Genomic DNA, 22,035 nt, shown 5'->3' on the forward strand with positions numbered 1-22,035 from the left:
AGGGTTGTAAAATTTTTTTATAGTTAGGAAGCAGATTTATGAGTTTAATTAAATTTGATAGTAGTAAATTAACTCCATTTGTTCACGAAAATGAATTAAGTGAAATGCAAGCAATGGTAAACGCTGCTAACACTGAACTCCGTGAAGGTACTGGTGCTGGTAACGATTTCCGTGGTTGGCTTAATTTGCCAGTAGATTACGACAAGGATGAATTCGCTCGTATCAAGAAGGCTGCCAAGAAGATTCAAAACGATTCAGATGTTTTAATTTGTATCGGTATTGGTGGTTCATACCTTGGTGCACAAGCTGCAATTGAATTCTTGAACAGCAACTTCTACGGCAAGGTTGACAGTGATATGCCAACTGTTGTCTTCTGTGGTAACTCACTTTCAGGTTCATACCTTTACGACTTAATCGAATGGTTAGGCGACAAGGACTTCAGCGTTAACGTAATTTCTAAGTCAGGTACTACTACTGAACCATCAGTAGCATTCAGAATCTTCAAAGACAAGTTAATCAAGAAGTACGGTAAAGAAGAAGCTGCCAAGAGAATTTACGCAACTACTGACCGTCAAAAGGGTGCTTTGAAGACTGAAGCTGACGCAGAAGGTTACGAAGAATTCGTAGTTCCAGATGACGTTGGTGGTCGTTACAGTGTTCTTTCAGCTGTTGGTTTACTTCCAATCGCTGCTTCAGGTGCTGACATTGACGAATTAATGAAGGGTGCTGCAGACGCTCGTGCTGACTACACTGACACTGATTTGTCAAAGAACTCACCATACCAATACGCAGCACTTCGTAACATCCTTTACCGTAAGGGTTACACTACTGAAATTGTTGAAAACTATGAACCAAGCCTTAGAATGTTTGGTGAATGGTGCAAGCAATTAATGGGTGAATCAGAAGGTAAGGACCAAAAGGGTATTTACCCATCAAGTGCTAACTTCACTACTGACCTTCACTCACTTGGCCAATACATCCAAGAAGGTTTACGTAACTTGTTCGAAACTGTTATCCGTGTTGAAAACCCACGCCACGACGTTAAGATCCCAGGCGATGAAAAGAACCTTGACCAACTTAACTTCTTGGAAGGCAAGAGCTTGAACTACGTAAACGACCGTGCTTACGAAGGTGTTGTTTTGGCTCACACTGACGGTGGTGTTCCAGTTATGACTGTTAACATTCCAGACCAATCAGCACATACTTTAGGTTACATGATTTACTTCTTCGAATTAGCTATTGCTATTTCAGGTTACTTGAACGGTATCAACCCATTCAACCAACCAGGTGTTGAAGCTTACAAGCGTAACATGTTTGGTCTTCTTAACAAGCCAGGTTACGAAAACTTACACGACGATTTAGCTAAGCGTCTTTAATAATTAGCTTTACTCAGCATATTTGATAGTATGCGTTTTAATATAATTGGTTTTACCAATTAAAGAAAGAGTAGAAACCCGATTAGTTTCTACTCTTTTTGTTTGATTATTTATGAAGGAAGAGATTATGAAGAAGAGCACAAAAAATATTTTGGCTGTTTTATCCGCGGCTTTTATGTCTTTTGTAGGAATTTTGACGGAAACAAGTTTAAACGTTACATTTCCGACCATGATGAAAGAATTCAAAGTGTCGCTTGATACTATTCAGTGGACGACAACAGGCTATTTATTGATGATCGCCATTATTATGATTTGTTCATCCTATTTAAATGACCGTTTTACTGCTAGACAGTTATTTATCATTGCCTGTGTTGGCTTTATGGTAGGTAGCGTTATTAGTGCGATTGCACCTAACTTTCCAATTTTGCTTTTGGGCAGACTGATTTCCGCATTAGGTGCTGGCTTAAGTACGCCACTAATGTTCAACTTGATAACGGAGATTATGCCACGATCTAAGTGGGGCGTTTATATGGGAATCGCTGGTTTAGTTGTCGCAATGGCACCAACCTTAGGGCCTGCCTTTGGTGGTATTACTACCTTCTATTTAAAATGGCGTTGGATCTTTGTTTTCGTTACTATTTTTGCTCTGATTGTATTTGTTGCTGGAACACTAGTAATAGGGAAATATCATGATCAAGTTAAGAGTAGTTTTGATTATCTCTCATTTATTACATTAGCTGCAGCATTCATCACCTTAACATTGGGCGTTAACCAAATTAGCTATGGCATGGCTAATCCACTATTATGGATTTTGTTAGTAGTTACCGCCTTATTAGTATGGGCTTTTGTAAAATTATCACAAAAATCATCCAAAAAATTATTGGATTTAGCAGTATTTAAACAAAAAGCCTTTGTTTTTGGGGCACTAGCATACTTTCTTTTGCAATTTAACAATATTGGTATCAGTTTCGTTTTGCCTAACTATATCCAAATTGTAGGTAAACAAAGTTCACTGGTTGGTGGCTTGGTATTACTTCCAGGAAGTATTATTGCTGGTTTACTTAATCCATATTTTGGTAGCTTATATGATAAACGTGGTGCTAAATTACCATTGTATCTAGGTGGCTTTTTTATGGCTCTTAGTTGTTTATTATTTGCTATTTTTGGTTTGAACCTAAGTGCAATGATGATCATAATTTTCTATGGCATTATGATGATGGGTCACAGAATGTCTTTCAGTAATACTATGGCAGAAGCTTTAAAGGTAGAAACAGGTAAGTTGCGTGCTGACGCCACAGCTGTTTGTCAAACTAGTCAACAGCTTGCCGGTTCAGTTGGTACGACCATCCTTGCTTCAATTATGTCAGTTTGGCAAAAACAAGGTCATGGTTCTTATACAATGGCTACAGCTCAAGGTAGTCAAGCAGCCTTTTGCTTTACTTTGCTGATGAGTTTGATCATTATGTTTAGTTATTGGAAAATGTTTAGAGCAGAAAAAGCTAAATAAATTGGGCTAGATAAAGAAAATAAGTTATAATAATAGACGAATGATGAAATTTAGTGAGAGATAAAAAGACGGCTGACACACAGTCGTCTTTTTTCTATGCTTTGGAATTTTCTGTGAGGAAACTACGGATAATTTTTTCGCGCATGGCCAGGAAGATAGTGTTATGACCAGTGGGATGCACGCGGTTAGTTAGCAAAATCAAACCTGTTTGTTTTAGTCGATCGAGAATGATCAAAGTACCGGTAAAACCAGTATGTAAAATGATGGGGTAATTTTGTTTAGGATCAAAGCGTAGGTCCCAGCCCCATGAACGTGACTTAACACCTCTAGGTGTTTTGTCATCGAATAATTGGCTGACAGTATCTTGGCTAAAAGGAAGAACATCTCGCTTAAGACCTAAGTATCCTTGACTAAAGGTGACTAGATCACGCATGTTGGAGAAAAGTCCAGCGGAGCCGCAATCACTGCCTAGTTGCCTTGCTTTTGGATCATGAGGGATGCCTTGCAACACCGTACCATCAACAATGGCAGTAGGTACGCAATCTTCTTTTTTTGGAGAAAAAGTCGTGTTAACAAGTGGCATTTGATCTAATACCTCTTGAGTAGCCACTTCTTGTACTGGTTTGCCATAAATGCTTTTGATTACCAAGCCGAGTAGAATGAAGTTAGTGTCAGCATAGCGCATCTTGTGTTCAAATTCATCGGTAACAGGCAAATTAATCAATGCTTTTAATAGTTCATCATGATTTAACTCATCGCGATGAGGAATCCAGCCGCGAATACCGCTGGTGTGAGTTAATAGATGGTAAAGTCGAATTTGTGGATCTTTGAATTCAGGAATGAATTGTTGCAAGGGCTCAGTGAAATTGAGTTTGCCTTGATCATAAAGCTTAAGCAGTACATTTTCTGTGGCTAACACCTTAGTTAGACTAGCAAGATCATATTCTGCGAAGGGGCTAAGTTGTGTAACCTCAGGATAAATGCTAGCAAAGCCCGTTGTCGAGGTGAATATTTGCTTTTTATTAATAAAGGTATAATTAACTCCAGGAACAACGCGATCAAACACCATTGACTCGATAAAATGTTGCGTTTTATTGTAATTGATCATTTGTATTTTTCACCGTCCATTACCACTAATTATAGACAAAATGACTTGACAAGCCTAGCAGAAAAAAGCATAATTATGAGTGTTGATTCGCCCGTTGGTCAAATGGTTAAGACGCCACCCTCTCAAGGTGGAGTTATGAGTTCAATTCTCGTACGGGTGATTTACTGGGATATAGCCAAATTGGTAAGGCACAGGATTCTGGTTCCTGGATGTTTGGGTTCGAGCCCCAATATCCCAATAAGGATGAATGAATAATCAAAGGCTGGATCGATTTGATCCAGCTTTTTTGATACAAAAAAACGATCCATAAACATTATGGATCGTTTAGTTTTACATACCAGCTTTGATAATTTTCTTTTCAGCCATGGTCTTACGTAAGGCAAGCATAGCAGTATAAGTGGAAAGAATGTAAACTTTCTTAGTTGGTAATTTCTTAATTTCTTCAATCAAGCTGTCATCGTCAGGATTGATGTTCATTGCACCAGGATCAAATCCAGCAATTTCAAGTCTAAAGCCCATGTCGTGCCAACGTTGACCACCAACAAGTACTTTCTTGATCTTGCTACAATCTAATCCTTCGAAATCAGCATCCCAAATCCAAGAAGTATCAATACCATCCGCATGGTTGGCATTAAGTAAAGCGACTAATGAGTAGTCATCTTTTTCGGTATTAAGCATATGCAAAACTTCATCAAGACCAACAGGGTTTTTAACTAAGATCAAGTCGATGTCTTTACCACCATAGTGGATTAATTCTTGACGACCGAAGATACGCTTGTTTTCTGCAAAGGCTTGTGCAACCTCAGCTTCAGTCAAACCAAAGTGACGAGCAACTGAGTAAGCAGCTAAAGCATTGTAGATGTTGTAAGTACCACCGATGTTGATTGAGTAGTCTTTGTTGCCCATTTGGAACTTTAGGCTGTTAGGCGTTTGCTCAATAATCTTGTTAACTGTAAAGGTTAAATCAGGACGATGGTAGCCACAGTTAGGGCAGAAGAAATCGCCTAAGTTAGCGTAAATTCTTTCATGGTAGTGCAAGATGTGATCGCATTTAGGACAAAGCACACCATCTGTGTTAACAGCTGCCTTAAAGTCATTTTCTGGCTTGTCATCAGGCAACTTGAAACCATAGAAAATCTTTTTGTTAGGCAACTTAACTGATGAAAAGATGCTGGCATCACCGTTAGCAATAATTGTTGCATCTGGTGCTAACTTAATCCCATTTACGATCTTTTCATAAGTAGTATAAATTTCACCATAACGGTCCATTTGATCACGGAAAATATTGGTCAAAACAAAGACGCTAGGGTGAAGCAGCTTGGTTACCATCTTAACGTTTGCTTCGTCTACTTCAAGCACAGCAATCTTGCGCTTAACGCGTTTGTGCTTATGTGCTAAAAATGCTGTGACGATTCCTTGTTGCATGTTGGAACCAGATGGGTTGGTTAAAACATCACCATATTTTTTCTTCAAGGCTTCAACGATCAAAGCTGTGGTCATGGTCTTGCCATTAGTACCAGTAACAATGACGGTTTCATAGCCTTTAGCTAAAGAATTCAGCACGTTTGGATCGATTTTCATCGCTAATTTTCCAGGGAAACTAGTACCGCCTTTCATGACGTTATGCAAAAACCAGTAACTAGATTTTCCGGCGACTTTAGCGACTCCTGATTTAAAACTCATGTACATCCCTCACTTTAAAACTATGTTTTAGTTTAGCATAGAAAACGAGTTTTACCATCTATTTGACTGCACAAATTTTATTTTTCCACTATACTATTAAAGCAAAGACTTTTTTGAGCAAAGGGGAGGACAGAAGTGGCGCAATTATTTTTTCGTTATGGTGCAATGAGCAGTGGCAAGACGATTGAAATATTAAAGGTAGCGCACAATTATGAAGCACAAGGACGTAGGATTGCTTTAATGACTAGCGGCCTGGATAATCGTAGCGGCGTTGGTACGGTTGCTTCAAGAATTGGCCTTCATCGAAAAGCAATTCCAATTACCAGTGAAATGAATTTGTTCGAATATATCAAAAAAATGAACGATCATGACTTAGCTGATGGTGATGGAAAACTAGCTTGCGTTTTAATTGATGAAGCTCAGTTTTTAAAGAGACATCATGTCTTAGAATGCGCTAAAATTGTTGATGATTTCAATATACCTGTGATGACTTTTGGTCTTAAGAATGATTTCCAAAATCATTTGTTCGAAGGCAGCGAGAATTTATTGATTTTTGCTGATAAAATAGAGGAAATGAAGACTATTTGTCATTATTGCGGGCATAAGGCAACAATGAATTTGAGAGTAAATAATGGCAAACCTGTATATGAAGGTGAACAAGTACAAATCGGTGGTGACGAGAGTTACTATCCTGTTTGTCGTTATCACTATTTTCACCCAGGTAGCAAGAGATAGAGAGGAAAATTAGTTTATGGATAACGTTATGGCTCAATTAGAGGGTTTAGTAGCCCACTATGAAGAACTGCAAGAAATGATGGCCGATCCTGAAGTTATTAACGATACTAAGCGTTACATGGAAATTTCCAAGGAAGAAGCCGACTTGCGTGAAGTTGTACAAAAATACAAGAAGTATAAGCAAGATAAAAAGGAATTAGAAGACAACAAGAAGATCATCGCTAATGAATCTGATGAAGATTTGATCGAAATGGCTAAAGAAGAAAATTCAGAAATCGAAAAAGAAATTCCTGAATTGGAAGATCAAATCAAGATTTTGATGCTGCCTAAAGATCCTAATGATGATAAGGATATTATCATGGAAATTCGTGGTGCAGCCGGTGGTGACGAAGCTTCATTGTTTGCAGGCGATCTTCTTAGAATGTATGAAAAATACGCTGAAAGACAAGGCTGGAAGGTTTCATTGATTGATTCTGAACCAACTGAAGTTGGTGGTTATAAGCGTGTAGCTATTATGATCACTGGTGACAAAGTTTACTCAAAATTAAAGTATGAAAATGGTGCACACCGTGTTCAACGTATCCCAGTAACCGAATCACAAGGTCGTGTTCATACTTCAACTGCTACTGTTGCTGTTATGCCTGAATACGAGCAAGTAGATATTGATATCGATCCAAAGGATATTCGTGTCGATGTTTACCGTTCAAGTGGTGCCGGTGGTCAGCACATTAACAAGACTTCAAGTGCCGTTCGTATGACTCACCTTCCAACTGGTATCGTAGTTGCCATGCAGGATCAACGTAGTCAGCAACAAAACCGTGAAAAAGCTATGCAAATTTTGAAATCACGTGTTTATGACTACTACGAAAGTCAAAACCAAGCTAAATATGATGCAAAACGTAAGAATGCTGTAGGTACTGGTGACCGTTCAGAAAGAATTAGAACCTACAACTACCCACAAAACAGAGTTACCGACCACCGTATTGGTTTGACTATTAATAAGCTTGACCGTGTAATGAACGGTGAACTTGACGAAATTATCGATGCATTGATTCTTTACAATCAAACTAAGCAATTGGAGGAGTTGGCTGATAAAAATGCCTAAGTTGACTTTAAAGCAAATCAGAATTAAGGCAGGAGAGGCTGCCGAAGATGTTCGACCAGAGGATATTGATTTTGTTTTGGCTGAGCGTCTTAATTTGACTCCTAGCGAGTTTGAATTAAAGCAAGACATGGTTTTGTCAGAAGATCAAGTCAAGCAAGCCAATAAAGACATTAAGAAGCTGGCTAGAGGCGTTTCACCACAATACATTTTGGGTTACGCTTGGTTTTTAGGCTACAAAATCATGGTGCAGCGCGGCGTATTGATTCCTCGTTTTGAAACCGAAGAGTTGGTTGAATGGGCATTAAAGTCACTTAAAAGTGGTGATAAGGTGCTTGATTTAGGTACCGGCTCTGGTTGCATTACCGTTGCTCTTGCTAAAGAAGCAGAAAAGAAGGGAATCAAGGATCTGACCCTTTATGCTAGTGATATTACTGATAGTGCTTTAAGAACAAGTGAAGAAAACTTTTTAAACTATGATCTTGACGTCACTACCCGTAAAGCTAATGTATTAATTGGTCTTGAAAAGTTCGACAAAATCATTTCTAATCCACCATATATCAAGACAAATGAGAAGAAAGACATGGATAAGAATGTCTTGCAAAATGAGCCTAAAGAAGCTCTGTTTGCTGGTAAAGATGGATTAGACTTTTACAAGAAGTTTGCCAAACAAGTTCGTGACCACTTAAATAGTCACGGTGAATTTTTCTTAGAATTTGGCTTTAATGAAGAAGAACAATTGAAAGAATTATTTGCCAAAGAATTGCCTGATTTTGAGATTGAATTTAGAAAAGATATGGCCGGCAAGCCACGCATGGTTCATGGAAGGTGGCAAAAATAGAAATGGAAACAAAGATTTTTAAAAAGGATCAACTTGATGAAGCCGTTAAGCTATTGGCCAAGGGTGAATTAGTTGCTTTCCCTACAGAAACTGTTTATGGCTTAGGTGCGATTGCAACCAATGAAAAATCAGTTAAAGGTGTTTATGCAGCTAAGGGTCGTCCTAGCGATAATCCTTTGATTGTAACGATTTCTGATGAAAAGATGATGGAACGCTACGCTAAAGAGGTTCCAGAACGGGCTAAAACGCTAATTAAGCACTTCTGGCCAGGTCCTTTGACTCTTCTTTTGTTTGTAAAACCAGGTACACTTCCTGATGCTGTAACCGGCGGTCTTAAGACCGTTGCTTTTCGTTGCCCAGACGATCAATTGACTCACGATTTGATTGCTAAATTGGGTTACCCAATTGTAGGACCTTCTGCTAACACGTCAACTAAGCCAAGTCCTACTACGGCTGAACACGTATATCATGATTTAAAGGGTAAAATTGCCGGTATTATCGATGGCGGTCCCACTCGTGTTGGACTTGAATCAACGATTATCGATTTGTCTGTTAAAACACCAATCGTGCTTCGTCCTGGTGAAATTACGCCAGAAGAATTGAGCAAAGTTTTAGGCGAAAAAGTTTTAATCAACACAGGCAAGGTTTCAGATAAAGATGTGCCGAAAGCACCAGGCATGAAGTATCGTCACTATGCTCCAAGTGAACCTGTAATCGTAGTTGATAATCCAGCTGATTTTGCCAAAATTGATTTTAACGAAAAAACTGGTGTAGCTGCTTTAGGTTCAATTTTAGCTAAAATCGATTTAAGCGATGACAATAAATTTGATTTAGGTGAAAACTTAGTTGACGCTGATCATAATTTATTTGGTGCATTGCGCTATTTCGATGACAAAGACAACATTGAAACCATTTATGTACAAGGCTTCAATGAAGGTGAAGAAAGTTTAGCTTACATGAACCGTCTTAACAAAGCAGCGGGCGGACATCATTTGAATAAATAAAAAATAAAACGCAAAGGGCTTTAAACCCTTTGCGTTTTTGATTAAAATGTTTAGTGAGTTATGTTATTTGTTAATAGGAGGTATATATGGGAAAGTTCGTAGTTTTGGATCACCCATTGATTCAACACAAATTGACAATTATTCGTCGCAAGGATACGGGTTCAAACGAATTCCGTAGAATTGTTGGTGAAATTGGTGGTCTGATGACCTATGAAATCACTAGAGACTTGCCACTTGAAGATGTCGAAATTGAGACACCAATGGGTAAGACAGTTCAAAAAGAAATCGCCGGTAAGAAATTGACAATCGTGCCAATTTTACGTGCCGGTATGGGGATGCTTAACGGTGTTCTTGAGATGGTTCCATCAGCTAAAATTGCGGTTATCGGTATGTACCGTGATGAAAAGACTTTGAAACCACATGAATACTTCTTCAAGGCTCCAAAGGACATCGCTGAACGTGAATGTTTAGTTGTTGATCCAATGCTTGCAACTGGTGGATCTGCTAATGACGCTATTGCTGCATTAAAGAAGCGTGGCGTTAAAGAAATTAAGTTAGCAGTTTTAGTAGCAGCTCCAGAAGGTATCAAGGCTGTTCAGAAGGAAAACCCTGACGTTGATATCTATGCTGCAGCAGAAGACGAGAAGTTAATGGATAACGGTTATATCTTCCCAGGTTTGGGAGATGCCGGTGACAGACTCTTCGGTACTAAGTAAACTTCCTTTTTCTGAAAAATATTTTCTCTAATGCGCTTTCATGTTACACAAAGAAGATATTTGGTGTTAAGATGATTTACGTGTTCGAGTTTTATTCAACACGAGAAGGGAGGTCACGAAGTAATGGAGAAATCATTTGTTTTTAAATTCATGGGCTTGAATTTTGATCTTACTGGGATCATTGGTTCAACGCTAATGGCTTTGGCAGTTTTCTTTATCTGCTTTTGGCTTGCACGAAAAGTCGAACTAAAGCCAAATAAAAGACAAAATGTACTTGAGTATTTGCTTGAATTTACTAACGGTATTGTAAAAGATAACGTCAGCGACGTAGATGCTCAAAACCACTTGTCTTTATATGCTTTTGTATTGTTCCTTTTCATCTGGTTCATGAACCAATTGGGTATGTTCCTAGAAGTCAAAGTTGATGATTGGGTGTTTGTAAAATCACCAACTGCCGATCCAGTAGCGACAATGTCGTTTGCAATGATGACCTTGCTTCTATCGTTCACATTCGGCGTACAAAGATTTGGTGTTGGCGGATATTTAAAGAATTATGCGCAACCGGTTGGTTTTTTACTTCCAGTTAATGTAATTGAAGAATTTACCAACTTCTTAACCTTATCATTGCGTCTTTATGGGAATATATATGCTGGTGAAGTTTTGCTAACATTAATTGGTAATGATCTAGCACATGCTGGTGGACCATTTACATTGATTCTAGCAGCTCCATTAGCCATGATTTGGCAAGGTTTCTCTGTCTTCATTGGCTCTATCCAGGCATATGTTTTCGTAACTTTGTCAATGGTTTACATTGGTAAGAAAGTTACTACAGAATAAATTTTTGGAGGTATAAATTTATGACTTTTATGTCAGAAGCTTTTAAATATCTCGCTGCTTCCATCGCAGCTGGTTTAGCAGCATTGGCTGCATCACTTGGTAACGGTAAAGTTATTTCAAAGACTCTTGAAGGTATGGCTCGTCAACCTGAAAGTGCTGGTAACTTAAGAGCAACAATGTTCATTGGTGTTGGTTTGATCGAAGCCGTTCCTATTTTGTCTATTGTTGTTGCCTTCTTAATTCTTTTCCTTTAATAAAGATTTTCTGTTTGAAGGATTTAAGTATAAAGAGAGAAGGGCAGTAAATGACTATTCAAACATTATTTGCAGCCTCACATCATATTTACCTTGGTAATGCTATTTGGTATTTAATTTGTTTTGCCATCTTGCTGTTATTGGTCAAGCATTACGCTTGGGGTCCAGTATCAGATATGATGGAAAAGCGGCGGCAAAAAGTTATTAATGACTTGGATTCAGCTGCAAGTGATCGTAAAAAGGCTGAAACGCTTGCTAATGAGCGTGAAGCTGCCTTGAAGAACTCAAGACAAGAAGCAACACAGATTCTCTCTGACGCTAAAACTAATGCGCAAAACACAGGCAAGGAAATCGTAGCTAGTGCAAACGAAGACGCTGCAGCAATTCGTAAGAAAGCAAATGAAGAAGCTGCTAAGGCTAAATCAGATGCTTTAAATGCCGCACGTGATCAAGTAGCTGATATTTCTGTAGCAATTGCCGAAAAAGTTATTGCTAAGAATTTATCTGCTGAAGACCAAAAAGATTTAGTCGACCAATTTATTAAGGGGTTGGATGATTAATGGCTTTAAGTAGAGAAGAAATAGCTGCACGTTACGGTACTGCTTTGTTCGGTTATGCGCAAGATAATAAAGTACTGGATACTGTTTACGATGAAATGATGGAATTGAAAAAGGCAGCAGTTGCCAATCCTAAATTCATCAGTGTCCTTAGCGATCCTATTTTAAGTAGTAAAGATAAAAAGTCTCTTTTAACTGCAGTTGAAAAAGATTTTTCAGATGAAGTACAAGGCTTTTTGAATTTGTTACTTGAATATAACCGCTTTGCTGATTTAATCGATATTATCGATGAATTTGCTTTACTTTATGACGATGAAAAGAAGATCGCAGCTGGTACTGCAACTACTGCAGTTAAACTGGATGATGATCAACTTAAGCGTTTAGGTGATAGTTATGCTAAAAAGTATGATTTAAACGCTGTGCGTCTTGAGAATAAAGTTGATCCAAGTATATTAGGCGGCGTAGTCCTCCAAGTGAAGGACCGCGTGATTGATGGATCAGTTAAAAATAGACTGAAGAAGATCCGTGCGCAAATAATTGATAAAAATTAAAAGAGGTGAAACCATTGAGCATTAAAGCGGAAGAAATTAGCTCCTTGATCAAGCAACAACTTGAACATTACGATGATAAGCTCGACATTAACGAAGTTGGTGTTGTAACTTACGTTGGTGATGGTATCGCCCGAGCTCACGGACTTAACGATGTATTGGCCGGTGAATTGTTAAAATTTGATAACGGTTCATACGGTATCGCTCAAAACCTTGAATCCAACGATGTTGGTATCATTATTTTGGGTCAATTTGACAACATTCGTGAAGGTGACCGTGTTCAAAGAACTGGTCGAATCATGGAAGTTCCTGTTGGTGACGCCTTAATTGGTAGAGTAGTTAACCCATTAGGTCAACCTGTTGACGGTGAGGGTGAAATTAAAGCTGATAAGACTCGTCCTATCGAAGCTAAAGCTCCAGGTGTTATGGACCGTCAATCAGTTAAGCAACCACTTCAAACTGGTATTAAAGCTATCGATGCCTTAGTTCCAATTGGTCGTGGTCAGCGTGAATTGATTATCGGTGACCGTAAGACTGGTAAGACTAGTTTGGCTATTGATACTATTCTTAACCAAAAGGGACAAGACGTAATTTGTATTTACGTTGCTATTGGTCAAAAGGAATCAACCGTTAGAACTCAAGTAGAAACTTTAAAGCGTTTTGGCGCAATGGATTACACCATTGTTGTTGAAGCGGGCCCAAGTGAACCAGCACCTATGCTTTATATTGCACCATATGCTGGTACTGCTATGGGTGAGGAATTTATGTACAATGGCAAGGACGTATTAATCGTATTTGACGACCTATCCAAACAAGCCGTCGCTTACCGTGAACTTTCCTTGCTTCTCCGTCGTCCGCCTGGTCGTGAAGCCTATCCAGGTGACGTCTTCTACTTACACTCACGTCTTCTTGAACGTAGTGCTAAGTTGAGTGACAAACTTGGTGGTGGGTCATTGACAGCTTTGCCAATTATTCAAACTGAAGCCGGAGACATTTCTGCATATATTCCAACCAACGTAATTTCTATTACTGACGGTCAGATCTTCTTGCAAAGTGACTTGTTCTTTGCCGGTACTCGTCCAGCTATCGATGCTGGTAACTCAGTTTCTCGTGTTGGTGGTAACGCTCAGATTAAGGCAATGAAGAAAGTTGCTGGTACTTTACGTACTGACCTTGCAGCTTACCGTGAACTTGAAAGTTTCGCTCAATTTGGTAGTGATCTTGATCAAGCAACTCAAGCTAAGTTGAACAGAGGTCAAAGAACTGTTGAAGTATTGAAGCAACCACTTCATGATCCGATCCCTGTTGAAAAGCAAGTATTGATTCTTTATGCTTTGACTCACGGTTACCTTGATGCTGTTCCAGTAGAAGACATTGGACGCTTCCAAAATGAATTGTTCGACAACTTTGATAGCAGTCATGCTGATTTGCTTAAGACAATTCGTGAAACTGGTGAATTACCTGATGATAAGAAATTATCAGCAGCCGTTGAGGAATTCAGTGAAAGCTTTACACCAAGTGAAAAATAGGAGGTAGATTATGCCTGCATCTTTACTTGAGTTAAAGAAAAAGATTGCTTCAGTAAAACAAACCGGTAAGATCACAGAAGCCATGCGAATGGTTTCAGCATCAAAATTGAATCAAACTGAAAATCATGATAAAGAATATACCGTTTATAACGACTATGTTCGTAAAACGATTTCTCGTTTAATCAGTTCCCAAGTCGTAGATAATCTGCGTGAAAAGAGTATCTCTATCGATAAAAACAATGTTGCGAAGATCGATTATACTGATGTGTTTGGTTTAGGTATTACTGCTGATATGATTCAAACCCGCAAAAAAGTTAAGACTACAGGTTTCTTAGTAATTAGCGGTGATCGTGGTCTTGTAGGTTCTTACAACAGCAATGTCATCAAAAATATGATGAGCATTTTTGAAGATGAACGTGCACAAGGACATGAAGTTAAAGTTTTAGCCGTTGGTTCTGTCGGCGCTCAATTCTTTAAGAAAAACAACGTTAATGTTGTTTACGAAAAAGATGGAGTTTCAGATGTGCCAACCTTTGATGAAGCTTTACCAATTGTTTCAACTGCAATTAAGATGTATTTAAATGGTGTCTATGACCAACTTTACGTATGTTATACTCACCATGTAAACTCATTATCATCTGCTTTTCGTGTTGAAAAGATGTTGCCAATCGTTGATTTGGATATCGGCGTAAAAGAAGCTGAAGCACATAAAGAATTAGAATATGATATTGAACCAGACATTAATAGTGTGCTTACTAAGTTGTTGCCACAGTATGCTCGTTCAACAATTTATGGTGCCATTCTAGACGCCAAGACTGCAGAACATGCTAGTTCAATGACAGCTATGCAAAGTGCGACTGATAATGCCAATGATTTGGTATCAAGTTTAACTACAAAATTAAACCGTGCTAGACAGGCACAAATTACTACTGAAATTACCGAAATTATCAGTGGTGCAAATGCCTTAGAGTAAACTTAGAGTAATAAAGAAAAGGAGGTAGATGTTTTGAGTGAAGGTGAAATCGTTCAAGTAATCGGCCCAGTTGTCGATGTTAAATTCCCAATCGATAAGAATTTACCTGATATTAACAATGCCTTGCGCGTAATCAAATCAGAGGATGAAAGCATCGTCCTTGAAGTTACGCTTGAACTCGGTGATGGTGTCTTAAGAACGATCGCCATGGAATCTACCGATGGTCTTCGCCGTGGTATGAAGGTTGAAGATACTGGTGCTCCAATTTCAGTTCCAGTTGGGGAAGATACTTTAGGTCGTGTGTTCAACGTTTTGGGTCAACCAATTGATGGCGGTCCAAAATTTTCAAAAGATCACCCTCGTGAAGGTATCCACAAAGAAGCACCTAAATATGAAGATTTAACTACCAGTAGAGAAATCCTTGAAACTGGTATTAAAGTTATCGACTTGCTTGAACCATATGTACGTGGTGGTAAAGTTGGTTTGTTCGGTGGTGCCGGTGTTGGTAAAACAACTATCATTCAGGAATTAATTCACAACATCGCTCAAGAACACGGTGGTATTTCCGTATTTACTGGTGTTGGTGAAAGAACACGTGAAGGTAATGACCTTTACTTCGAAATGAAAGCTTCAGGCGTTTTAAGTAAAACTGCCATGGTATTTGGTCAGATGAACGAGCCGCCTGGTGCCAGAATGCGTGTTGCATTAACTGGTTTGACTATTGCTGAATACTTCAGAGATGTTGAAGGTCAAGACGTATTACTCTTTATCGACAATATCTTTAGATTCACTCAGGCTGGTTCAGAAGTTTCCGCTTTGCTTGGTCGTATGCCAAGTGCCGTTGGTTACCAGCCAACTTTGGCAACAGAAATGGGTCAATTGCAGGAAAGAATTACTTCAACGAAGAAGGGTTCAATTACTTCAATTCAAGCCGTTTATGTTCCTGCCGATGACTATACTGACCCAGCTCCATCAACCACATTCGCACACTTGGACGCTACTACTAACTTGGAACGTAGCTTGGTAGAACAAGGTATTTACCCAGCCGTTGACCCACTTGAATCATCTTCAAGTGCCCTTGACCCAGAAGTTGTTGGTCAAGAACACTACGAAGTTGCTACTCGTGTTCAACATGTTTTGCAACGTTACCACGAATTGCAAGATATTATTTCTGTTTTGGGTATGGATGAATTGTCTGATGAAGAAAAATTGATCGTTGCACGTGCACGTAAAGTTCAATTCTTCTTGTCACAAAACTTCTTCGTTGCTGAACAATTTACTGGTGTACCTGGTTCATATGTTCCAATTAAGGAGACCATTAAAGGCTTTAAACTTATTTTGGATGGTCATCTTGATGATTTACCAGAAGATGCCTTCCGTGGTGTTGGCCCAATCGAAGATGTTTTGAAGAAAGCACAATCTATGGGTGTAACTCCAAGTGATCCAGAAGCTAAAGCATTGCTAGAAAAGTAGGGTGATGTCAAATGGCAGATCCAGAAAAGCTTTTTAGAGTAAATGTTGTAACTCCTAATGGAATGATTTATTCCCATCGTGGAAGCATCGTTGATGTACGCGCTGTTGATGGTGAACGTTCTATATTGTACAATCACACCCCGCTTTTGACTCCATTAGTTATTAGTGAAGTTAAAGTAAAACGTAGTCAAGAAATGGGTTCAAGAATCGATCACATCGCTATTAGTGGTGGTTATATTGATTTCTCAGAGAACGTAGCTACAATTATTGCGGATAGTGCCGAACGTGCTAGAAACATTGATGTTTCTCGTGCTCAAGCCGCTAAGGAAAGAGCTGAGAAGCGTCTTAAGGAAGCACGTGAGAAGCATGATGAACGTACTGTGGAACGTGCTCAAGTTGCTTTGAGACGAGCAATGAACAGAATCAGTGTTTACAATGATAGAGGTCACTAGATAAAGTGAAAAAGACGAATGCAAATTGCATCCGTCTTTTTTTATTAAAGGGAAAAATTTATGTTTCAATTAGGTGTTCATGCAATTATAAGTATCATCATTTATTTGATTGCCATTGGATTAGCTTTTCAGGCAATGAAGGCTGTTCAATTAGATAAAATTGTGCGTAAGGGTAGAGTTTTTGAAACTCAACTTTTATATTTATTTGGTGCAATTGCGTTAGGCTTTTTAATCGGCAATTTTGTAATTACTTTTATTGATACTTCAATGCAACTTAGTAATTTGTTTTAAAGATTGTGTTAAAACAAGGACAGTAAAGGAAACTCTTAGTTATTTATGGTAAAATGGACGATGAATAATTATGGAGGGTTATCGTGGCACGAGATATAGGAATTGATTTGGGGACAGCTAATGTATTAATTAATGTCTCTGGAAAAGGTATTGTTTTAAACGAACCTTCTGTTGTTGCCGTAAATACTGATACTAACAAGGTAGTTGCGGTTGGCTCAGAGGCATACGAGATGGTAGGTAGAACCCCTGGTAATATCCGCGTAATTCGTCCGCTTAAAAACGGTGTAATTGCAGATTTCGATATTACTGAAGAAATGCTGTCTTACTTTATTGAAAAATTAAATGTTAAAGGCTTCATGTCTAAGCCAAATATTTTGATTTGTGCTCCTACTGGAGTTACTTCAATTGAACAAAAGGCAATTATTCAAGCAGCTGAAAAATCAGGTGGCGGCAAGGTATATCTTGATTTCGAACCTAAGGTTGCAGCTGTTGGAGCTGGTTTAGACATTTTCAAGCCACAAGGAAATATGGTTATTGATATCGGTGGTGGTACTACTGATGTTGCAATTTTATCAATGGGTGAAATTGTAACTTCACAATCACTTCGTTATGCCGGTGATAGAATGAACCAAGCTGTAATTAGCTACATTAAGAATAAGCATAATTTGCTTATTGGTTCTAGAACCGCAGAACAAATTAAGATTGAAATAGGTAGTGCATTTGAACCTGATGAAGATGAACAAGTTACCGTTCGCGGTCGTGATGTGGTTGATGGTTTGCCCAAGCAAACTACAGTTACCGCACCTGAAATTCAAAAGGCATTGGAACCAGGTTTGATGTCAATTATCGCAGCCGCTAAGGAAGTTCTTGAAACTACTCCACCAGAACTTTCAGCAGATATTATTGACCGTGGAATTATGCTCACCGGTGGTGGAGCATTGTTGAAGAATATTGATAAGCTAATTTCATATTACTTACAAGTTCCTGTTTTAACAGCTGATCATCCATTGGAAGCTGTTGCTTTAGGTACAGGTACTTTGCTTAAGAATATTGAAAAGCATCAACGACACTAAGTGAGGAGATTACTTGCGTAAGATTTTGATCGGTTTAGTGCGTATTTATCAGACACTAATTTCACCGCTTTTTCCACCAAGTTGTAGATATTATCCTACATGCTCTAACTATATGATTGATGCTCTGAAAAAACATGGTCCTATTTTAGGGCTAATCATGGGGATTTGTCGTATACTAAGATGTAACCCATTTATTCGTGGTGGGGTGGACCCAGTTCCTGATAATTTTACTATTTTTCGAAATCCACATCCGGAAAGGTATGAAGACGAGATTATCGCTTCTAAGTTTCATCCGGATAGCAAGTAGGAGGATTTATGTCTAAAAAGTTAGAAAATATTGATATTGAAGTTAATGAACTTAAGGGTAAGAATTTGCCAACTTGGGAAGTTATTATTCCTAACAAAAAGTCCATTGGTTTAATTGAGAAGGTTGAAGGCCGTTACCGCGCTACTACAACTAAGACTAGCAACATTTTATTTGCTAACAGTCTTGAAAGTAGTATCAACGATTTGCTTTCATACTTCACATTACATGAAAAATAAAATTTAAGTAGTGGTTATTTAATGGCAAAAGTTGAAAATAAAACGAGTCTGATTGACCGATTGGCCTGGAACATTATTATTCCAGTGGCAATTTTGGCTATAATCAGTTTGTACTGTATTTACGTTGCAGCACTCGGGGATCCATCGCATGTTGGTTCACCTGTTAGAGCTGTGGTAATGCAGGCTCTGTGGTATTTGATCTCGATTGCAATTGTTGTTGTCGTGATGCAATTCGATGCGGAGCAGCTCTTTAAAATAGCGCCGATCTTTTTTGGTTTTGGCATAATTTTACTGATAGCAGTTTTATTCCTGTATAACCGTAGTGTAGCTGCAGATACAGGGGCAAAAAGTTGGTTCAAGTTAGGGCCAATTACTTTCCAGCCATCTGAGTTGATGAAACCGGCGTTTATCTTGATGATGGCACGTGTGGTTAAAGATCACAATGATAAATATGAACATACCATTAAAACAGATTGGCTGTTGCTTGGTAAGATTATTGCTTGGTTAGCACCAGTTGCGATTTTGTTAAAATTGCAAAACGACTTTGGTACTATGTTAGTTTTCATCGCTATTGTTGGTGGTGTGGTATTAGTATCAGGTATATCGTGGAAGATTATTGTTCCACTGTATGGAATCGTAATTATTGGCGCAATCACAGTTATCTTGCTGGTTGTTACACCAGGAGGACAATCTTTCTTAAGTCACTTCTTCCAAGCTTATCAGTTTGAAAGAATTAAATCATGGCTAGATCCATCCGGTGATACTTCATCCGGTGCTTACCAGTTATGGCAAAGTATGAAGGCCATTGGTTCCGGTCAATTATTTGGTAATGGTTTTGGCAAAGCTAGTGTATATGTTCCAGTTCGTGGATCCGATATGGTTTTCTCAGTTATTGGTGAAAACTTCGGTTTTGTCGGCTGTGTAGCTTTGATTTTGATTTATTTATACTTAATCGTTCAAATGGTTAAAATTTCGTTTGACACTAGAAATGTATTTTACTCATACATCGCTACTGGTGTTATCATGATGATTTTATTCCACGTATTTGAAAACATCGGTATGAATATTGACTTATTACCATTGACTGGTATTCCGTTGCCGTTCGTTTCTCAAGGTGGTTCAGCCTTGTTAGGTAACATGATTGGTATTGGATTGATCTTATCAATGAAATTCCACAATCGTGATTACATGTTTAGTACGGCTGGCGATTTTTAAAGATAATGAAAAGGATTCAAGTAAAAACTTGGATCCTTTTTTGTTGGTTTTAAATTATTTAAGAATGCCTAACTTTTCTTTTAACTGCAAAATTCTTCTAACTGAATCATTAATTTGCTTTTGGCTGATTGTGCCTTTTTGTACGGCTTTCTTAATAGCAATGATGCCAGTTTGATAATTCCCACCTAAAAGCATATCATTGCCAGCTTTTAGAGCCAGAACGTCGGCATTAATGCGGTGCTGCTTAGCGTACTGAGTGATTGCTCCCATTTGTAAGTCGTCAGTAATCATTAGACCTTGATAAGCTAAATTCTTACGGAGTAATTTGTGCACGGCTGGGGAGAGGGATGCCGGCATTTTAACATCAATATTTTTGATCACGATGTGTGAAAACATGATTCCATCCACGCCAGCTTTAATTCCAGCCTTAAAAGGTAAAAGATCTTCCTTTTTATATTCAGACAATGGCTTATTGATTTGGGCAAAACCGGTATGAGTATCACCGGCATCTCCGTATCCTGGAAAGTGTTTAAGACAACTAGCAACTTTTTGACTTTGGATGCTTTTGACAGCAACTGGAATATACTTAGCTGTTGTTTCATAATCTTGTCCTAAGGTTCGATCATAGATAAAACTATTCTTATCTTTGGCAACATCAGCAACAGGGGCAAAATTCATGTTTATACCATTTTGATGCAGAATTTTAGCTACTGTTTGATCTTCTTTTTGGATGCCAGTTAGACCTTGAGTATTATAAATTTCTTGGGGACTAGGATATTTTCGTTGTGAAATACTAGGATTGGTATCAATTCGGGAAACTGTTCCACCTTCTTGGTCGGTGGCAATTAGTAAACCATGATTGCTGTTTTTTTGATAATTGCGCATTTCCGAATCAAATTGAGCCTTAGTCTTATTTTGAAAATCCGGTGCAAATAGAGTAGTACCGCCCAAGTGATATTTTTTAACATCTTGCATCATTTGCTTGGTGTTGCCTGTACTATGAGCAAAATACAATTGTCCTATTTTTTCGTTTAAAGTCATGTGCTTAAGGATCAAATCGATTTTTTTGGTTTTCTTTTTAACAGCCGTAGTTTTAAAATTAGTTGTTCTACTGTCAGCTTTTATCTGATGCTGGCAACCGGTAATTAATAATGCCGTAGTCGCTAAAGCAGTCAAAATTAATAGTTTCTTTTTCATGATATAACCTTCTTGTTTAACTATGATTATTTTAGTTGAAATAACCATAATATTAAATAAAGAATGGTAACAAAAAAGAACCGAACAAACCGGTTCTCTTTGGGTATAAAATATAAATTATTTCTCTAAAGCGTTAGCAATTTCTTTGGTACGGCATACCAAAACATCGCACTTTGAAGTTCTGGTAACGTATTCGGTAACACTACCGATGAGCAAACGTTCAACTGCATTTAGACCAGTTGCACCGACAACGATCAAGTCAATGTTGTGCTTCTTAGGGAAGTCGTGACCAATGATTGTCTTAGGTGAACCGAACTCAATTGAGTAATGAGAATCCTTTACGCCGGCCTTAACAGCACGAGCTTGGTAATCCTTCATTCTCTTTTCAGCATCCTTGGAAACTTGTTCGACCATTGCAGAATCAAAACTTGAAACGTTTTGGAAAGAACGGGTATCGATTACATGTAAAATTTCCAAAGTTGCATTATTACGCTTAGCGATGGCTACAGCTTTACTAAAAGCCAAATCGGCTTCTTTTGAACCATCTACAGAAACTTGAATATTTTTGTATTGTGAAAGCATTTTCTAAACACCTCTTCCTAATATCTATTCTACCAAAAATTTGGTTATTATTAGGAATATATTACTCTTTATTTCCAGTAATTGATAAACCAAATACCAAGATGGTTAGGGAGGCAAGGAATAGCGTGATTAGGTTAAGATACTTGTTTCCCATAAATAAAATAATAATTCCAATGACACTTTCAATTAATAGCGCAATTGAAGTCCACTTTAAAATATTAGATAAACGAGGGTCGCCACCAACATCAAAAATCAAAAAATGACCATTTCTTCTGTGCCACAGGTACCAAGAGGTAAGCAGTAAAAGAAAAATAAAAATGATCATTACAACTTTTATTACCATAAAAAATATCTCCAGTTACAGAAAAAGACGGTCAATTAAGGCCGTCTCATTTAATATTCTAAAAAATCTGAGTTGACTAAACATAGCATAATGACG

General features: G+C 38.2%; 25 protein-coding genes and 2 tRNA genes. 22 read left to right on the forward strand and 5 right to left on the reverse strand.

The annotated features are described in order from the left end of the window. Window positions 1-38 precede the first annotated feature (38 nt). On the forward strand, window positions 39-1,376 hold the full coding sequence (locus BN1206_RS03395; RefSeq protein WP_013437574.1) for a glucose-6-phosphate isomerase: 1,338 nt from the start codon (window positions 39-41) through the stop codon (window positions 1,374-1,376). Between the two features lie 127 nt (window positions 1,377-1,503). Further along, on the forward strand, window positions 1,504-2,883 hold the full coding sequence (locus BN1206_RS03400; protein ID WP_052542914.1) for a DHA2 family efflux MFS transporter permease subunit: 1,380 nt from the start codon (window positions 1,504-1,506) through the stop codon (window positions 2,881-2,883). Between the two features lie 94 nt (window positions 2,884-2,977). Here the strand turns inward: BN1206_RS03400 and BN1206_RS03405 are convergent, their stop codons facing one another. Continuing rightward, window positions 2,978-3,991 (reverse strand): serine hydrolase domain-containing protein, encoded by a 1,014-nt coding sequence (locus tag BN1206_RS03405; protein ID WP_013641706.1) that lies wholly within the window; start codon window positions 3,989-3,991, stop codon window positions 2,978-2,980. 88 nt (window positions 3,992-4,079) lie between these two features. Between BN1206_RS03405 and BN1206_RS03410 the strand changes: the two genes are divergently transcribed. Together BN1206_RS03410 and BN1206_RS03415 are read left to right on the forward strand one after the other, a co-directional pair. Then, window positions 4,080-4,151, forward strand: a tRNA-Glu gene (locus BN1206_RS03410). Between the two features lie 5 nt (window positions 4,152-4,156). Next, window positions 4,157-4,229 (forward strand) — tRNA-Gln (locus BN1206_RS03415). Between the two features lie 92 nt (window positions 4,230-4,321). On the opposite strand, the gene BN1206_RS03420 is transcribed toward BN1206_RS03415, so the two are convergent. Beyond that, window positions 4,322-5,674 carry a Mur ligase family protein gene (locus tag BN1206_RS03420; protein ID WP_014565714.1) on the reverse strand — a complete coding sequence of 451 codons (1,353 nt, stop codon included), beginning with the start codon at window positions 5,672-5,674 and terminating at the stop codon, window positions 4,322-4,324. A 135-nt stretch (window positions 5,675-5,809) separates the two neighbouring features. On the opposite strand from BN1206_RS03420, the gene BN1206_RS03425 reads away from it, so the two are divergent. The 18 genes from BN1206_RS03425 to BN1206_RS03505 all read left to right on the forward strand — a co-directional run bounded on the left by BN1206_RS03425 (window position 5,810) and on the right by BN1206_RS03505 (window position 19,817). Further along, window positions 5,810-6,409 (forward strand): thymidine kinase, encoded by a 600-nt coding sequence (locus tag BN1206_RS03425; RefSeq protein WP_013437578.1) that lies wholly within the window; start codon window positions 5,810-5,812, stop codon window positions 6,407-6,409. A 16-nt stretch (window positions 6,410-6,425) separates the two neighbouring features. Further along, entirely contained in the window at window positions 6,426-7,514 is a 1,089-nt protein-coding gene (gene prfA / locus BN1206_RS03430) for a peptide chain release factor 1 (RefSeq protein ID WP_013437579.1), read from the forward strand. Then, a complete protein-coding gene (gene prmC / locus BN1206_RS03435; RefSeq protein ID WP_013437580.1) occupies window positions 7,507-8,352 on the forward strand; it encodes a peptide chain release factor N(5)-glutamine methyltransferase in 846 nt (281 codons plus the stop codon). The genes prfA and prmC overlap by 8 nt, the downstream gene beginning before the upstream one ends. A 2-nt stretch (window positions 8,353-8,354) precedes the next feature. After that, window positions 8,355-9,356 carry an L-threonylcarbamoyladenylate synthase gene (locus tag BN1206_RS03440; protein ID WP_013437581.1) on the forward strand — a complete coding sequence of 334 codons (1,002 nt, stop codon included), beginning with the start codon at window positions 8,355-8,357 and terminating at the stop codon, window positions 9,354-9,356. A gap of 86 nt (window positions 9,357-9,442) precedes the next feature. Then, window positions 9,443-10,072: a uracil phosphoribosyltransferase gene (gene upp / locus BN1206_RS03445; protein WP_013437582.1), complete on the forward strand. Its 630-nt coding sequence runs from the start codon at window positions 9,443-9,445 to the stop codon at window positions 10,070-10,072. Between the two features lie 123 nt (window positions 10,073-10,195). Further along, the gene (gene atpB, locus BN1206_RS03450; protein WP_052542915.1) at window positions 10,196-10,909 is read left to right on the forward strand and encodes a F0F1 ATP synthase subunit A; all 714 of its coding nucleotides are present in this window, start codon (window positions 10,196-10,198) and stop codon (window positions 10,907-10,909) included. Window positions 10,910-10,938: 29 nt separating this feature from the next. Then, on the forward strand, window positions 10,939-11,163 hold the full coding sequence (atpE, locus tag BN1206_RS03455) for a F0F1 ATP synthase subunit C (protein ID WP_181989513.1): 225 nt from the start codon (window positions 10,939-10,941) through the stop codon (window positions 11,161-11,163). Window positions 11,164-11,213: 50 nt separating this feature from the next. Beyond that, window positions 11,214-11,723, forward strand: coding sequence for a F0F1 ATP synthase subunit B (gene atpF / locus BN1206_RS03460; RefSeq protein ID WP_013437585.1), 510 nt, complete (start codon window positions 11,214-11,216; stop codon window positions 11,721-11,723). Beyond that, window positions 11,723-12,271, forward strand: a complete 549-nt coding sequence (atpH, locus tag BN1206_RS03465; RefSeq protein ID WP_013437586.1) for an ATP synthase F1 subunit delta — start codon at window positions 11,723-11,725, stop codon at window positions 12,269-12,271. Before atpF ends, atpH begins: the two co-directional genes overlap by 1 nt. A gap of 14 nt (window positions 12,272-12,285) precedes the next feature. Then, the gene (gene atpA, locus BN1206_RS03470; RefSeq protein ID WP_013437587.1) at window positions 12,286-13,797 is read left to right on the forward strand and encodes a F0F1 ATP synthase subunit alpha; all 1,512 of its coding nucleotides are present in this window, start codon (window positions 12,286-12,288) and stop codon (window positions 13,795-13,797) included. A 10-nt stretch (window positions 13,798-13,807) separates the two neighbouring features. After that, entirely contained in the window at window positions 13,808-14,770 is a 963-nt protein-coding gene (locus BN1206_RS03475; RefSeq protein WP_052542917.1) for a F0F1 ATP synthase subunit gamma, read from the forward strand. 33 nt (window positions 14,771-14,803) lie between these two features. Further along, window positions 14,804-16,243, forward strand: coding sequence for a F0F1 ATP synthase subunit beta (gene atpD / locus BN1206_RS03480; RefSeq protein WP_052542918.1), 1,440 nt, complete (start codon window positions 14,804-14,806; stop codon window positions 16,241-16,243). 11 nt (window positions 16,244-16,254) lie between these two features. Then, entirely contained in the window at window positions 16,255-16,695 is a 441-nt protein-coding gene (locus BN1206_RS03485) for a F0F1 ATP synthase subunit epsilon (protein ID WP_013437590.1), read from the forward strand. A gap of 60 nt (window positions 16,696-16,755) precedes the next feature. Beyond that, window positions 16,756-16,986, forward strand: a complete 231-nt coding sequence (locus BN1206_RS03490; protein ID WP_013437591.1) for a DUF1146 domain-containing protein — start codon at window positions 16,756-16,758, stop codon at window positions 16,984-16,986. Window positions 16,987-17,069: 83 nt separating this feature from the next. Beyond that, window positions 17,070-18,059 carry a rod shape-determining protein gene (locus BN1206_RS03495; RefSeq protein ID WP_052542919.1) on the forward strand — a complete coding sequence of 330 codons (990 nt, stop codon included), beginning with the start codon at window positions 17,070-17,072 and terminating at the stop codon, window positions 18,057-18,059. A gap of 13 nt (window positions 18,060-18,072) precedes the next feature. Further along, window positions 18,073-18,366 carry a membrane protein insertion efficiency factor YidD gene (gene yidD, locus BN1206_RS09405; RefSeq protein WP_013437593.1) on the forward strand — a complete coding sequence of 98 codons (294 nt, stop codon included), beginning with the start codon at window positions 18,073-18,075 and terminating at the stop codon, window positions 18,364-18,366. Window positions 18,367-18,374: 8 nt separating this feature from the next. Then, entirely contained in the window at window positions 18,375-18,602 is a 228-nt protein-coding gene (locus BN1206_RS03500) for a DUF2969 domain-containing protein (RefSeq protein WP_052542920.1), read from the forward strand. 21 nt (window positions 18,603-18,623) lie between these two features. After that, window positions 18,624-19,817, forward strand: coding sequence for an FtsW/RodA/SpoVE family cell cycle protein (locus tag BN1206_RS03505; RefSeq protein WP_013437595.1), 1,194 nt, complete (start codon window positions 18,624-18,626; stop codon window positions 19,815-19,817). 54 nt (window positions 19,818-19,871) lie between these two features. Here BN1206_RS03505 and BN1206_RS03510 read toward each other — a convergent pair whose 3' ends face one another. From BN1206_RS03510 to BN1206_RS03520, 3 genes are all read right to left on the reverse strand, one after another. Further along, a complete protein-coding gene (locus BN1206_RS03510) occupies window positions 19,872-21,014 on the reverse strand; it encodes a glycoside hydrolase family 3 protein (protein WP_052542921.1) in 1,143 nt (380 codons plus the stop codon). Window positions 21,015-21,131: 117 nt separating this feature from the next. Beyond that, on the reverse strand, window positions 21,132-21,596 hold the full coding sequence (locus BN1206_RS03515; RefSeq protein ID WP_013437597.1) for a universal stress protein: 465 nt from the start codon (window positions 21,594-21,596) through the stop codon (window positions 21,132-21,134). A 61-nt stretch (window positions 21,597-21,657) separates the two neighbouring features. Further along, window positions 21,658-21,939, reverse strand: a complete 282-nt coding sequence (locus BN1206_RS03520) for a hypothetical protein (RefSeq protein ID WP_013437598.1) — start codon at window positions 21,937-21,939, stop codon at window positions 21,658-21,660. Between the last annotated feature and the right edge of the window lie 96 nt (window positions 21,940-22,035).

Source organism: Lactobacillus sp. OTU4228 (assembly GCF_001006945.1).
In the GTDB taxonomy this organism is placed as follows: Bacteria; Bacillota; Bacilli; order Lactobacillales; family Lactobacillaceae; genus Lactobacillus; species Lactobacillus amylovorus.

Excerpts from the sequence above, each read along its gene's own strand:
- upp (WP_013437582.1), top strand. The coding sequence starts at position 9,443 with ATGGGAAAGTTCGTAGTTTTGGATCACCCATTGATTCAACACAAATTG.
- atpH (WP_013437586.1), top strand. The coding sequence starts at position 11,723 with ATGGCTTTAAGTAGAGAAGAAATAGCTGCACGTTACGGTACTGCTTTG.
- BN1206_RS03490 (WP_013437591.1), top strand. The coding sequence starts at position 16,756 with ATGTTTCAATTAGGTGTTCATGCAATTATAAGTATCATCATTTATTTG.
- BN1206_RS03400 (WP_052542914.1), top strand. The coding sequence starts at position 1,504 with ATGAAGAAGAGCACAAAAAATATTTTGGCTGTTTTATCCGCGGCTTTT.
- BN1206_RS03395 (WP_013437574.1), top strand. The coding sequence starts at position 39 with ATGAGTTTAATTAAATTTGATAGTAGTAAATTAACTCCATTTGTTCAC.
- prfA (WP_013437579.1), top strand. The coding sequence starts at position 6,426 with ATGGATAACGTTATGGCTCAATTAGAGGGTTTAGTAGCCCACTATGAA.
- prmC (WP_013437580.1), top strand. The coding sequence starts at position 7,507 with ATGCCTAAGTTGACTTTAAAGCAAATCAGAATTAAGGCAGGAGAGGCT.
- BN1206_RS03520 (WP_013437598.1), bottom strand. The coding sequence starts at position 21,939 with ATGGTAATAAAAGTTGTAATGATCATTTTTATTTTTCTTTTACTGCTT.
- BN1206_RS03420 (WP_014565714.1), bottom strand. The coding sequence starts at position 5,674 with ATGAGTTTTAAATCAGGAGTCGCTAAAGTCGCCGGAAAATCTAGTTAC.
- BN1206_RS03440 (WP_013437581.1), top strand. The coding sequence starts at position 8,355 with ATGGAAACAAAGATTTTTAAAAAGGATCAACTTGATGAAGCCGTTAAG.
- BN1206_RS03500 (WP_052542920.1), top strand. The coding sequence starts at position 18,375 with ATGTCTAAAAAGTTAGAAAATATTGATATTGAAGTTAATGAACTTAAG.
- atpF (WP_013437585.1), top strand. The coding sequence starts at position 11,214 with ATGACTATTCAAACATTATTTGCAGCCTCACATCATATTTACCTTGGT.
- BN1206_RS03475 (WP_052542917.1), top strand. The coding sequence starts at position 13,808 with ATGCCTGCATCTTTACTTGAGTTAAAGAAAAAGATTGCTTCAGTAAAA.
- BN1206_RS03405 (WP_013641706.1), bottom strand. The coding sequence starts at position 3,991 with ATGATCAATTACAATAAAACGCAACATTTTATCGAGTCAATGGTGTTT.
- BN1206_RS03505 (WP_013437595.1), top strand. The coding sequence starts at position 18,624 with ATGGCAAAAGTTGAAAATAAAACGAGTCTGATTGACCGATTGGCCTGG.
- BN1206_RS03485 (WP_013437590.1), top strand. The coding sequence starts at position 16,255 with ATGGCAGATCCAGAAAAGCTTTTTAGAGTAAATGTTGTAACTCCTAAT.
- BN1206_RS03510 (WP_052542921.1), bottom strand. The coding sequence starts at position 21,014 with ATGAAAAAGAAACTATTAATTTTGACTGCTTTAGCGACTACGGCATTA.
- atpE (WP_181989513.1), top strand. The coding sequence starts at position 10,939 with ATGTCAGAAGCTTTTAAATATCTCGCTGCTTCCATCGCAGCTGGTTTA.
- BN1206_RS03515 (WP_013437597.1), bottom strand. The coding sequence starts at position 21,596 with ATGCTTTCACAATACAAAAATATTCAAGTTTCTGTAGATGGTTCAAAA.
- atpB (WP_052542915.1), top strand. The coding sequence starts at position 10,196 with ATGGAGAAATCATTTGTTTTTAAATTCATGGGCTTGAATTTTGATCTT.